This window comes from Microbacterium sp. KHB019, from assembly GCF_037285405.1.
Taxonomy (GTDB): domain Bacteria; phylum Actinomycetota; class Actinomycetes; order Actinomycetales; family Microbacteriaceae; genus Microbacterium.
In genome coordinates this window covers 677,895-690,500 of sequence record NZ_JBBDHF010000002.1, presented here as the reverse complement: position 1 = coordinate 690,500, position 12,606 = coordinate 677,895, and the positions used below count along the sequence as shown (strand labels likewise).

The 12,606-nt window shown below is 67.6% G+C and carries 12 protein-coding genes; 5 read left to right on the top strand and 7 right to left on the bottom strand.

Annotated elements, in window-relative coordinates; translation table 11 throughout:
* The first annotated feature begins 100 nt into the window (after positions 1-100).
* Complete coding sequence (locus KHB019_RS09695; RefSeq protein ID WP_325471591.1) at positions 101-658, top strand: peptidylprolyl isomerase; 558 nt, start codon at positions 101-103, stop codon at positions 656-658.
* A gap of 24 nt (positions 659-682) precedes the next feature.
* Entirely contained in the window at positions 683-1,579 is an 897-nt protein-coding gene (locus tag KHB019_RS09690; protein WP_337458815.1) for a rhomboid family intramembrane serine protease, read from the top strand.
* Between the two features lie 167 nt (positions 1,580-1,746).
* Here the strand turns inward: KHB019_RS09690 and KHB019_RS09685 are convergent, their stop codons facing one another.
* Positions 1,747-1,986, bottom strand: a complete 240-nt coding sequence (locus tag KHB019_RS09685) for a cell division protein CrgA (protein ID WP_337458814.1) — start codon at positions 1,984-1,986, stop codon at positions 1,747-1,749.
* 78 nt (positions 1,987-2,064) lie between these two features.
* On the opposite strand from KHB019_RS09685, the gene KHB019_RS09680 reads away from it, so the two are divergent.
* Genes KHB019_RS09680 through KHB019_RS09670 form a run of 3 tightly spaced genes read left to right on the top strand, consistent with a single transcriptional unit; the run spans position 2,065 to position 3,646 of the window.
* Positions 2,065-2,853 carry a class E sortase gene (locus tag KHB019_RS09680; RefSeq protein WP_337458813.1) on the top strand — a complete coding sequence of 263 codons (789 nt, stop codon included), beginning with the start codon at positions 2,065-2,067 and terminating at the stop codon, positions 2,851-2,853.
* A gap of 8 nt (positions 2,854-2,861) precedes the next feature.
* The gene (locus KHB019_RS09675; protein ID WP_194421090.1) at positions 2,862-3,017 is read left to right on the top strand and encodes a hypothetical protein; all 156 of its coding nucleotides are present in this window, start codon (positions 2,862-2,864) and stop codon (positions 3,015-3,017) included.
* Positions 3,014-3,646: an anthranilate synthase component II gene (locus KHB019_RS09670; RefSeq protein WP_337458812.1), complete on the top strand. Its 633-nt coding sequence runs from the start codon at positions 3,014-3,016 to the stop codon at positions 3,644-3,646. The genes KHB019_RS09675 and KHB019_RS09670 overlap by 4 nt, the downstream gene beginning before the upstream one ends.
* A gap of 139 nt (positions 3,647-3,785) precedes the next feature.
* Here the strand turns inward: KHB019_RS09670 and KHB019_RS09665 are convergent, their stop codons facing one another.
* The 6 genes from KHB019_RS09665 to KHB019_RS09640 all read right to left on the bottom strand — a co-directional run bounded on the left by KHB019_RS09665 (position 3,786) and on the right by KHB019_RS09640 (position 12,599).
* Positions 3,786-4,709 carry an endonuclease domain-containing protein gene (locus tag KHB019_RS09665; protein ID WP_337458811.1) on the bottom strand — a complete coding sequence of 308 codons (924 nt, stop codon included), beginning with the start codon at positions 4,707-4,709 and terminating at the stop codon, positions 3,786-3,788.
* A gap of 224 nt (positions 4,710-4,933) precedes the next feature.
* Positions 4,934-6,628 carry a Stk1 family PASTA domain-containing Ser/Thr kinase gene (gene pknB, locus KHB019_RS09660; RefSeq protein WP_337458810.1) on the bottom strand — a complete coding sequence of 565 codons (1,695 nt, stop codon included), beginning with the start codon at positions 6,626-6,628 and terminating at the stop codon, positions 4,934-4,936.
* Between the two features lie 64 nt (positions 6,629-6,692).
* A complete protein-coding gene (locus tag KHB019_RS09655; protein WP_337458809.1) occupies positions 6,693-8,441 on the bottom strand; it encodes a protein kinase domain-containing protein in 1,749 nt (582 codons plus the stop codon).
* On the bottom strand, positions 8,438-9,892 hold the full coding sequence (locus KHB019_RS09650) for a peptidoglycan D,D-transpeptidase FtsI family protein (RefSeq protein WP_230104022.1): 1,455 nt from the start codon (positions 9,890-9,892) through the stop codon (positions 8,438-8,440). The genes KHB019_RS09655 and KHB019_RS09650 overlap by 4 nt, the downstream gene beginning before the upstream one ends.
* Positions 9,892-11,277, bottom strand: a complete 1,386-nt coding sequence (locus tag KHB019_RS09645) for an FtsW/RodA/SpoVE family cell cycle protein (protein ID WP_337458808.1) — start codon at positions 11,275-11,277, stop codon at positions 9,892-9,894. The genes KHB019_RS09650 and KHB019_RS09645 overlap by 1 nt, the downstream gene beginning before the upstream one ends.
* The gene (locus tag KHB019_RS09640; protein ID WP_325471583.1) at positions 11,274-12,599 is read right to left on the bottom strand and encodes a PP2C family protein-serine/threonine phosphatase; all 1,326 of its coding nucleotides are present in this window, start codon (positions 12,597-12,599) and stop codon (positions 11,274-11,276) included. The genes KHB019_RS09645 and KHB019_RS09640 overlap by 4 nt, the downstream gene beginning before the upstream one ends.
* Positions 12,600-12,606 lie beyond the last annotated feature (7 nt).

Genomic DNA, 12,606 nt, shown 5'->3' with positions numbered 1-12,606 from the left:
ACCGGCACTGATTCCGTCGACCCTTGTCATACGGGGCCGTCAGCGCTATCGTCCGGCACGTTTCCGGCCGGTCGGGCGCATGCTCTGCGAGAATGGATGCATGCCCCAGCACTCTCATGTCGCAACTCTGCACACCAACCACGGTGACATCGTCATCAACCTCTTCGGCGACCACGCCCCGAAGACGGTCAAGAACTTCGTCGGTCTCTCCGACGGAACCCAGGCCTGGACGGACCCGGCCACCGGCAAGCCCGGCGAGGGCGCGCTCTACAAGGACGTCATCTTCCACCGCATCATCCCGAACTTCATGATCCAGGGCGGCGACCCGCTCGGACAGGGCGTCGGCGGCCCCGGATACAACTTCAACGACGAGATCCACCCCGAACTGAACTTCAACGAGCCCTACATCCTCGCGATGGCGAACGCAGGCCTGCGCCGCAACGCCATCACGGGCGAGCTCGAGGGCACCAACGGCTCACAGTTCTTCATCACCACCGACCCCACCCCGTGGCTCATGGGCAAGCACACGATCTTCGGCGAGGTCGCGGACGACGCGTCCAAGAAGGTCGTCGACGAGATCGGCGCCGTGCGCACCGCGGCGGGCGACCGCCCCGTCGAGCCCGTCGTGCTGCAGTCCGTCGACATCGCAGCGGTCTGACCCCGCCCCCTCTGGCCGATCCGGATGACGTCCTCTGAGTTCGCGAGCAACAGCGACAACTTCTGTTACCGCCATCCGGATCGGCAGAGCTTCGTGCTCTGCCAGCGCTGCATGCGCACCATCTGCCCCGAGTGTCAGACGCAGGCGGCCGTCGGCGTCATCTGCCCCGAGTGCATGGCCGCGGAGCGCAAGAATCGCACGCCGGCACAGAAGCGCGCGCAGCGCCGGTGGGGAGGACGATCGTCGGGGAGGATCGCGGCCGCCACCCGCGGCGGCAAGCCTGTCATCACCTACGCGCTGCTGATCATCACGTCCTTCATCGGGCTCGTGCAGTTGATTCCGGGCATCGGTGATGCGGTCACCGATGCGCTGTACTTCCGCGGTCCGTTCCTGTACCCGGCGCTCTTCCCGTTCCCGTTCGAGCCCTGGCGTCTGCTCACGACCGTCTTCGCGCACGGCGGATTCATCCATCTCGCGCTGAACATGCTGGCGCTGTGGATGCTCGGGCAGATCCTCGAGCCGATGCTCGGCCGCACGCGCTACCTCGCGCTGTACCTGATCAGCGGTCTGGGCGGATCGGTCATGGTCGCGGTGCTCGCGCCGACCACGGCGACCGTCGGCGCCTCGGGCGCGATCTTCGGCCTCATGGCCGCTCTGCTCATCATCGGGCGCCACATCGGCGCGAACGTCACCGGCATCCTGATCATTCTCGGCATCAACTTCGCGATCGGGTTCATCTTCGGCGGCATCGCGTGGCAGGCGCACCTCGGCGGCGCGATCGTCGGCGCGCTGGTCGCCCTCATCTACACGCGTACGCGTCGCCGTGAACAGCGGACCTGGCAGATCCTGTTGCTCGTGGCCCTGGTCGTGGTGCTGATCGTCGTCGTGGCGTTCATTCCTCCACTGGTCCTCCTGGCTTAACAGTCCAGGTCAGAAGTTGTTAACAGGGTTCTCCACCCCTGTGAATAACACCGGTGTAATTCTCCCCAGCCTGTGGATAACTCGGTGGATAACTTCCGGGTGACAGCCCACAGCACGAGAAGAGCCCCTCGCCGAAGCGAGGGGCTCTTCTCGAAAGCGATGGACGATTACCGCCAGCGGGTCGTCATGAGGAAGCCGATGAGCGCGATGCCCAGACCGACGGCGAGGTTCCACGATCCGATGCCGGGAATCGGCAGAGTCGAACCGGAGAGGTAGAACACGAGGATCCAGGCGAGACCGAGCAGCATGAAGCCCAGCATGACGGGCTTGAACCAAACGGCGTTGGGAGCCTGCTCGCCCTCGCTGCGCTCGACGACGGGCTCTTCGCTCTTGCGGTCTCGTGCCATGCCGTCATTCTACCCATGAGCGCCCGCTTCCCTCGATTCGGTGCGAGGTGGACGAGTCCGAAGGTTATGATCACGCATATGACTGCTCCCGCCACGCAGCCGACCGGGCGATCTCGCCCCCACGGGCGGTCGCGGGCGACGTTCACGAGTGTGCTCGGTGAGCTCCTGCTCACCGCCGGTGTGCTCGTCCTCCTGTTCATCGCGTGGCAGATGTGGATCGGCGACATCATCATCGGCGCCCAGGGAAACAGCGAAGGCCAGGCCGTCTCACGGGAGTGGGCTGAGCTGCCGGCACCGGCGCCCCCTCCGTCGGTCGAAGACGATGACGGGACACTCCGGTACGAGCCGCCGATGCTGGAGCATCCCGCGGATGGCATCGCGTTCGCCCAGATGCTCATCCCTCGATTCGGCTCGGACTACAACGTCAAGATCGCCGGCGGAACGAGTAGGCCCGTGACACTCGACCACGGCTGGATCGGCGTCTACGATCAGTCGGCGATGCCTGGCCAGGTCGGCAACTTCTCCGTGGCCGGCCACCGCACCACCTGGGGCGCGCCCTTGAACAGGATGGACAAGCTCGAGCTCGATGATGCGATCGTCGTCGAGACACGGGAGGGCTGGTTCACGTATCGGTTCAGGAACCTCGAGTACGTGAAGCCCAGCGCGGTCGAGGTGCTCGCCGACGTCCCGCAGATGCCCGAGATGCAGACGGGGGAGCGGTACCTGACGCTCACCGCCTGCTCTCCGCTCTATTCGCTCGCCGAGCGCATCGTCGGGTACGCCGTCTTCGATGGCTTCCAACCCCGAGCCGAAGGCGCCCCCGATTCCCTGGCCCCGGTCGACGACGTCGCCGCGCCGTCCTGGTAGGAGTTCTGATGTACGCAGCGCTGTGGCGCATCCTTCCCGGCCCGTGGTGGCTGCGGGTGCTGATCCTGCTGGTCGCCGTCGCGGCGATCCTGTACGGGCTGTTCTTCTACGTCTTCCCCTGGGTGAGCCCGATCATCACGCCGGGAGAGGTCGACCTGGAATGAGCGCGAGAGTGCTCGTGGTCGACAATCACGACAGCTTCGTGCACACCCTGGTCGGGTACCTTCGCGAGCTCGGTGCGTCCGTCACGCTGATCGAGGCGGATGCCGCAGATGCGGCCAGCTTCGCCGCCCTGCTGCCCGAGTACGACGGAGTGATGCTGTCGCCCGGTCCAGGTCGGCCGCGGGATGCCGGGAGCTCGGTCGACGTCGTCGAGCTGTGCGCCGGGCTGAGGATGCCGCTGCTCGGCGTGTGTCTCGGCCATCAGGCGATCGGGGCGGCATTCGGCACCGAGGTCTCCCACGCTCCGGAGCTCATGCACGGAATGGTCTCGACCGTCGAGCACGACGGGTCGGCCCTGTTCGACGGCATCCCCTCGCCGTTCGACGTCGGTCGGTATCACTCGCTGGCGCTCGCGGAGGGGGAGCTTTCCGCCGAGCTCACGGTCACGGCGCGCACGGCATCGGGGACGGTCATGGCCATCGCGCACCGCGACCTGCCGATCGTCGGCGTGCAGTTCCATCCAGAGAGCGTGCTCACGCAGCACGGCTACCGCCTGCTGGCCAACTGGCTCACCTCCGTCGGAGATCCGCACGCCGTCGCGGCGGCGGCGAAGTTGCATCCGCTCGCGTGAGCATCTCACTCGCGTGAGATGCTCACGGACGGGAGAAGGGTTTCGCGGGTTCAGATCGGCGCGAGACCGCGACATCCTTCTCGCATCGCAGACAGGACGGGTGCCCGAGACGGGGCGGATGCCCGAGACCGGGGGCACGTCACGGGGTTCGTGCGATGATCGCGCGACGGATGCTCGCGATCATCGGCTCCGGCGCGTCGAGGTCGGCCTGAGTGAGGCGGATGACGATCCATCCTTCGCTCTCGAGATGCCGCTGTCGCTGGATGTCCTTTCGCCACTGTTCCTTATCGGTCCGGTGGCCATCCCCCTCGTACTCGATCGCGACCTTGAGCTCGGGGTAGGCGAGGTCGATGCGCCCCAGTAGCACGCCGCCCGCCCGCACTTCCTGCTGCACGACCGGCTCGGGCAGACCGCTCGCGATGAGCAGCAGTCGCGTCTCGGTCTCCTTCGGGGACTCCACCCGCTCGCGCGCCTGACGCAGCGCAGTGCGGATCGTCGTACTCCCGGGGAACCGCCACCACTCATCGAGGCGACGGGCGATCTCGTCGCGCGTGCTCATCGGCCTGCCCGGCCCCAATCCCGGATAGTTGGATGCCGTCGTCAGCAGTGCATCGATGATCGTGACAGCCTGCTGCACGGTTAGCGTGCTCGCGCAGGTGAACAGCGCCGCGACCGGGTCGACGACCGGGTGTCCTTTGAGGATGCGTGTTTCGGCGCGATCCTCGCGCAGCCGACGTCCCTTCACCCCCGCGGTCTTCGGCGCGGCCCCCGTCGGCGGCACGATGACCTCGATCGGCTCGTCCGGTTGCCACATCGTCGGCAGCGGTAGTCCCCAGTCGCGGGCCGCCGTCAGCCCGCCGAACCGTTGACCCGGTTTCAGACGCGGCTCGTAGCAGCGGACCACGTCATCGAATGTCACCGGCTTCTCGCGTGAGCGGACTCCGTGGAACGGCCGGTGCAGATCGGGGGTGCTGCACCGGCCGCGACGGATGCCGGCGGCTTCCGCGCTGCGCACCGAGAACCTGTCGCCGAGACGGCGGGGAAGCGGAACTCTGTGTCGCATCCCCTGATACTGGCGCAGTCGCGCAAACCGGCAACCCGAGATTCTCCGGGCCTGTGCACAGGTCGCCCATCCGGTCGCACTGTGCAGAACGTGTCGCGGGCGACAGGTCGCGAGTCGATGCGAGAAGGATTGCGTCGCTCCGCCGGCCTGTGAAGCCGCGAAACCCTTCTCGCATCGGCGCGAAGCGGGGGCGAGGCGAGGCGCGGGGGCGCGAGCAGGCGCGACTACTCGCCCGTGCAGTACCGGAGCTCGACGTCGGAGTGCACCGGCACATCGCCCGGTGCGGACGACATCGACGCAACCGTTGCCGGCGTCGTCGCGGGGCAGTCGGGCGACTCGGTCTGGATCGCGTTCAGTCCCAGTTCGCCGAGCTTCGCCGTTGCGGCATCCAGCGTCCAGCCCGTGACGTCAGGCAGCGTCACGCGCCCGCTGGCGACGACGAGGTTGATCACCGTCTTCGGCGCGACCTCCGTGCCCTCTTCGGCGCTGGCCTCGAGTACGGTGTCGGCAGCACTCTCGGCATCACTGCGCGGCGTCACCGTGCCGAGTTCGAGCCCGGCCTTGGTCAAGGCATCCTTGGCGGCGGTCTGCGAGAGGCCGACGAGCTTCGGCACCTCAACGGTCTCGGCACCGGACGATACGTACAGCGTGATCGTCTCGCCGACCTTCACCGATTGCCCGGCCTCCGGATCGGTGCGGATGACGTTGTCCTCGGCGACGTCGGCATCGGCCTCATAGATGATCTCGGACTGAAGATCGAGGTCGAGCAGGTCGGCCTGCGCGCGCTCCGACGAGACATCGACGAGGTCGGGCACGATGCGGGAGGATGTCGGGATCTGCTCGCCGCGCGGCATCATGATCACCCACAGCAGAACCGATATCAGCAGCACGGCCAGCAGTGCGACGCCGGCCCAGATCCATGCCACCGGAGGGCCGGACTGCGTGCGGGTCATCGTGGTGTCGGAGCTCAGCTGCCGCAGAGACCGTGCGGTCTCCTGCGCCTGCCGCGGGCTCGGCCCGTACAGCTCGCTGGTGAGCGCGCCCAGCTGCTTCTTCGTCGGCGCTTTACCGGTGACAGCGGAGTCGAGAGCGAGGCGGAAGCTCGCGGCATCCGGGTACCGCTGGTACGGATCCTTCGCGAGAGCGCGGAGCACGATCGGGTCGAGCGTCTTCGGCGCGTCCTCCTTGACCTCGGTCGGCGGCACCGGCGCCTCGCTCACGTGCTGGTACGCGACGGCGACGGGGGAGTCCCCGCGGAACGGCTGGCGTCCGGTGAGCAGCTCGTAGAGCACGACGCCGGTCGAATACAGGTCGGCCCTGGCATCCACAGGCTCGCCCTTGGCCTGCTCGGGGGAGAAGTACGCGGCCGTGCCGAGGATCTGCGTCGTCTCGGCGACCGTCGACGACGAGTCGGAGACGGCTCGGGCGATGCCGAAGTCCATGACCTTGACCTGGCCGCGGTCGGTGACCATGACGTTGCCCGGCTTGATGTCACGATGCACGACGCCGGCGCGGTGCGAGTAGTCGAGGGCCTCGAGGATGCCGTCGATGTAGCGGACCGCATCCTCGACGGACACCGGTCCTGCCGCGATGATGTCCTTCAGCAGCCGCCCGTGGACGAGCTCCATGATGATGTACGGCTCGCTGTCGGCCGATGTCGCGCCGTCAGCGGATCCTGGGTCCCCAGCGTCGAACACGCGCACGATCGACGGATGCGACATGCGGGACGCCGCCTGCGCCTCAAGCCGGAACCGGGTACGGAAGGCCGTGTCGCGCGCGAGCTCGGGATCGAGGATCTTGATCGCGACGTCGCGCCCGAGTGTGAGGTCGTATCCGCGGTACACCTTGGCCATGCCGCCGTGGCCGATGAGCTCGTCCACACGGTACCGCTCAGCGATGATGCGCGGCTCTGCTGCCAATGATCAGTCCCCCGGAATTCGGCGCCTCAGGATGCGGCGCGGTTCAGCTGTGCACAAGGCTACTTCAGCCCTGCTGAGCGTCACCTTCGGCGCCGCCGCCCTCTTCGGCCGGTGCTGCGGCGATCGGGACGCTCATCTGCGGAGACGGGTCGGACTCGCGCTGCTCGTCGCCGCCCGAGCACAGCGCCGTGTACGTGGCGGTGGCCTGGAGACCCTCTGCGCCGAGCGTGATCGGCGCACTGCGCACGCCGGGGTCGAACGCACGTGCCGTGCTGCCGTCGTCGAAGGTCGCGTTGGTGATCGCGACCTTGTACCCGCTGAGGGTGCCGGTACCGCTCGGGCAGGTGAAGTTGGTCCAGTTCAGCGTGACGACGGTGCCGGTGACCGGGTCGCCGGTGATGGTCGGGGCGCTCTGCGGGCTGCCGAGCTGCACGCGGTCGGCGAACAGGGTGAGCGTGATGGGCGCTCCCTGCTCCAGGTCGCCGCGGGGGCTGACGGACTCGACCGTGCCGACCTGCGCGTCGGACGAAGCCGCAGTGGACCCGGTCTCGCAGACCGGAGCGAGCCCGGCTTCCCTGGCCTTGGCCATGGCGTCGTCGCACGACAGACCGACCAGTCCCAGGCCGTCGACGCTGATGCGGGTCTCCGTCGGGGTCGGGGTCTGCGACGGCGTGTTCGACGGCGTCCTGGATGCTGTGGTCGAGGGCGGCGTCGACGGGCCGACGTCCGGCTCGTTCTGGTTCAGCAGCGCGAACAGAGTGCCGGCGAGAACGATCACGAGCAGGACGATCAGCGCGATGAGCGGCCACGTCCACGGGCTGCGCTTCTTCTTCTTGCCGTCTTCGCCTTCTACGACCTCATCGGTCGGCAGCTGCGCGGTCGTCGGCAGGATGCGCGTCGTGCCGTCATCGCCGGAGGCGGTCAGGAGACGGGTGGCGTCATCCCCGGCCGCTGCACCGGCGATCGCCGGCACGGCGATGGCCGCGGAGTTCAGATCGCCGCGGCGGAGCGCCTGAGCCGCACGCGCCACCGTCGCCGAGGACGACGGGCGATCGGCCGGCTTCTTGGCGATCATCGCCATGACGAGGTTCTGCACCGGGATCGGCACGGTGACGGGCAGCGGCGGGGGCTGCTCGTTGATCTGCGCCATCGCGATCGCGACCTGCGATTCGCCCGTGAACGGGCGCTTGCCTGCGAGGCACTCGTACGCGACGATGCCCAGCGAGTACGTGTCGGTCGCGGGGGACGCCGGGTGACCCGACGCCTGCTCGGGGGAGAGGTACTGCACGGTTCCCATGACCTGACCGGTCGCGGTCAGCGGCACCTGGTCGGCGATGCGGGCGATGCCGAAGTCGGTGATCTTGACGCGGCCGTCCGGGGTGATCAGCAGGTTTCCCGGCTTGATGTCCCGGTGCACGAGACCGGCGGCGTGCGCGGCCTGAAGAGCGGATGCCGTCTGCGCGACGATGTCGAGGGTCTTGTCCGCGCTCAACGAGCCGTCGCGTTCGAGCACTGTCGACAGCGCCTCGCCCGGGACGAGCTCCATGACGAGGAACGCGGAGCCGTTCTCCTCGCCGTAGTCGAAGACGCTCGCGATGCCCTCGTGGTTGACGAGGGCGGCGTGCCGCGCTTCAGCGCGGAATCGCTCGAGGAATCCGGGATCCCCCATGTACTCGTCCTTGAGGATCTTGATGGCGACGGTACGTCCGATGACGTGATCCGTCGCTTCCCAGACCTCGCCCATACCGCCGATCGCGATACGCGACTGAAGCTCGTATCGACCACCGAACGACACACCCTGCGTCGGCCTCATTTGTTCAGCACCGCCTCAATGATCTTCTTCGCGATCGGGGCGGCGAGTGTGTCACCGGAGCCCGACTGTCCCATCCCGCCGCCGTCTTCCACGACGACGGCCACCGCGATCTGCGGGTTGTCCGCCGGTGCGAAACCGGTGAACCACAGTGTGTACGGATCGTCTGGTTCGTGTTCGGCCGTCCCCGTCTTACCGGCGACCTCGACCCCGTCTATTCTTGCACCCTGAGCCGCGCCATCCGTGACGCTGGCGACCATGGCTGCGGTCACATCGTCGGCCACACCGGCCTCGACGGCACGGCCGAACTCCTCGTCCGGGTATTCGCGCACGGTGGACAGGTCGTTGCCGATCACGGCATCCACCAGTCTCGGCTTCATGACCAGGCCGTCGTTGGCGAGTCCGGCCGAGATCATCGCGACCTGCAGCGCCGTCGCGGTCACCTGCCCCTGACCGAATCCGGTCAGCGCCGTCTGCGGGTCGTTGAGGACCCGGGGGTAGCTGGACTTGGCGACGGGGAGCGGCGTGGTGAACTCCTGGTTGAAACCGAACTTCTCCGCGATATCGAAGATCGTCTCGCTGCCCAGTTCAACGGCGAGCTCTGCCATCGGGATGTTGCAGCTGAGCTTGACGGCCTCGGCGATCGTCACGGTGGAGCCGGATCCGCACGTGCCGCCCCAGGCGTTGCGCACCTGGTTGTTGGATCCGGGGAGGGTGTAGCGAGCAGGATTGGGGAGCGTCGACTCGGGCGTCCACTCGCCGGTGGCGTACGCCGCCGCGGCGACGAGCACCTTGAACGTCGATCCGGGAGGGTTGACGTCGTCGGTCGCGTTGTTGATGAGCGGGTTGGGCTTGAGGGCATCCAGAGCGTTGTACGCCTCTTCAGCCTGCGTCGCGCTGTGCACGGCGAGCTCGTTCGCGTCGTATCCCGGCGTCGAGTACATCGCGAGGATGCGTCCCGTCGACGGCTCGATCGCGACCGCTGCGCCCTGCTTGTCGCCGAACGCCTCGTACGCGGCGCGCTGGGCCGCGGCATCCAAGGTCAACTCGATGCTGAATCCGCGTTGCGGCTGTCCGGAGACGATCCGCTCGATCTCGGCGAGGAAGGCGCTCGCACCGGTGCCCGAGAGGTCGGCGTTGAATGCGTTCTCGATGCCGGTCGAAGACTGCAGCGCCGGGTTGAAGAACCCGGTGACGCTCGACCACATCGGCGAATCGACGTACTCGCGCTGGTAGCGGTACTCGTCGTCGGACGCGACGGAGGACACGATAGGGGAGTCGTCCACGAGGATCGATCCGCGCTGGATCTCGTAGCTGGCCAGCAGCGAACGGGTGTTGCCGTCTGCCTGGCCGAGGTTGTCGGCCTCGACGACCTGGATCCAGCTGGTCGCGACGAACAGCGACAGGAACATGAACAGCATCACGATGCTGAGTCGGCGCATCTCTTTCGTCATCAGCCGATCACCACCCTGGGCTGGCGGCGCACGCCGTCGGATATCCGCAGCAGCAGTGCCACGATCAGCCAGTTGGCGACGAGTGAGGATCCGCCGGCCGCGAGGAACGGCGTGGTCAGACCGGTCAGCGGGATGACGCGGGTCACGCCGCCGACCATGATGAACACCTGCAGCGCGATCGTGAACGACAGCCCGGTCGCGAGGAGCTTTCCGAAGTCGTCCTGACCGGCGATGCCGATGCGGATGCCACGGCTGACGAACACCATGTACAGGCAGAGGATCGCGAACAGGCCGATGAGGCCGAGCTCTTCGCCGAGGCTCGGGATGATGTAGTCGCTCTCGGCCAGGGGAGTGATGTCGGGGCGTCCCTGGCCGAGGCCGGTGCCGATCAGGCCGCCGTGGGCGAGACCGAAGATGCCCTGAACGAGCTGGAACCCTGGGCCCCTCGGGTCGACGACCTCTGGGTCGAAGGCGTACAGCCAGTTCGTGAAGCGTCCGTGCACATAGGGGAGGATCTGGGTCGCCGCGGCGACGCCGGCCGCGACCATCCCGAGGCCGATGAGAACCCAGCTCGTCTTGCCCGTGGCGACGTAGAGCATCGCGATGAACAGGCCGAAGATGAGCATTCCGGTTCCGAGGTCGCGCTGGATCACGATGATGCCCAGCGAGATCAGCCAGACGACGATGACCGGGCCGAGTTCGCGCATGCGCGGCCATGTGATCCCGAGGAATCGCTTGCCGACGGAGGTGAGGCTCTCGCGGGTGCGCACGAGGTAGCCGGCGAAGAAGATCGCCAGGCAGATCTTGGCGATCTCACCCGGTTGGAACGAGAAGACCCCGCCGATCGAGACCCAGACATCCGCGTTGGCCTCTGCGACCCCGAGGCCGGGGATGAACGGCAGCAGCAGGAGCAGGATGCCGGCGAGCCCGAACAGGTACGTGTAGCGGAACAGGATGCGGTAGTTGCGCAGCAGGATGACGATCGTGATCGCACCGGCGAGCGAGATCGCCGTCCACGCCAACTGCTTGGTGGAGAACGCAGACCAGCCGGTGTAGTGCTCGGCGATGTCGAGGCGGTAGATCATCGCGATGCCGAGGCCCGTGAGCAGTGTCGCGATCGGCAGCACGAACGGGTCGGCGTCGGATGCCACGGCACGCAGCACGAAGTGCAGGGCGAAGGCGAGGATGGCGAGGCCGCCGCCGATGAAGAGGATGAACGGGTCGATCAGGCCGAGGGCGCCGAGCTGCACGAGTGCGAGGGCTGCACCGCTGATCGCGCAGGCGAACAGCAGCAGCCAGAACTCGCGGTTGCGCTGGGTCTGCGGCATCCGCATCCGCTTGAGGGCCTTGATGACGGCGGTGTCGGCGGCGACGTCGGCGCTCATCCGATCACCTCCTCGTCGGTGCTCGCGGGGGCGCTCTGCGGGGTGCTCGTCGGGGTGGGGCTCGGCGACGGGGTCGCCGTCTCGCCCGTGACGGCCTCTTCTCCGGCGCGCAGCCGGTCGACGATCGCCATGGCGTCCGAGAGTGAGCGGGCGGTGATCGTCCGCTCGACGGTGGCGCGCTGGTAAGCAGGCAGGTTCGCCAGGAGGATGCCGGTGTCCTCGAGCTCGGTCGACAGTGAGATCGGTCCGATGTTCTGCTGCACGCCCTGGAAGATCACGACGCTGTCCTCATCGGCGCCGACGAAGTAGCGGGTCTGCGTCCAGTTGTAGGCGAGGATGCCGGCGCCGGTGAGCGCGAGGATGACGACGACGAGGGCGGCGACCCAGCCGATGCGACGGCGTCTGGCCCGGCGACGGTCCTCCTCGATGAGCTCCTCGAGGTAGTCGGCGGCCGGCTCGAAGTGCGAAGGATCGTTCGCGGCCTGTCGGACCGGATGCAGCCAGCTCGTCCTGGGGGCACGGGTCGGCGGGATGAGGACGCCGGACGGAGTGGATGCCGCCCCGACGATGGTGGGGGTGCCGGACGAGAGCGGGTGCAGGCCGCCCACCTCGACGAGCACGATCGTGACGTTGTCCGGTGCGCCGCCGTCGAGCGCCTGCTTGAGCAGGTTGTCGGCGGTGCGACCCGGGGCGAGGCCCATGCGCATCGCCTTGAGGATGTGCGTCTCGTCGACGACACCCGACAGGCCGTCGGAGCACAGCAGCCAGCGGTCGCCCGGGAGCGTCGGCATGACGAACATGTCGAGCTCCGGGTCGTGGTCCATGTCGCTGAGCACGCGCATGAGCACGGAGCGACGCGGGTGGTAGCGAGCCTCTTCGGGCGTGATGCGGCCCGAGTCGACGAGGCGTTGGACGAACGTGTGGTCGGCGGTGATCTGGGTCAGCTCGTCGTCGCGATAGAGGTAGATGCGCGAGTCGCCGATGTGGCCGATGACGGCGTGGTCGTCGACCATGATGATCGCGCTGACGGTGGTGCCGAGCCCCGCGAGCTCCGGCTGCTCCTTCGCTGCGCGGATGAGGTCGCCCGCCGCGGTCGTCGCAGCCGCCTGCAGGGAGGCTTGCGCGTCGTCCGTCGAGGAGAACGCCTGGTCGAGCTGCTCGAGGTGCTGGATGGCGATGGTGGATGCCACGTCTCCACCCGCGTGCCCGCCCATGCCGTCGGCGACCGCGAACAGGTTCGCTCCGGAGTAACCGGAGTCCTGGTTGTTGGACCGGACCTTCCCGGTGTGGGAGATCGCGGAGGCGGATCCTTCGAAGACCATGCCGGGT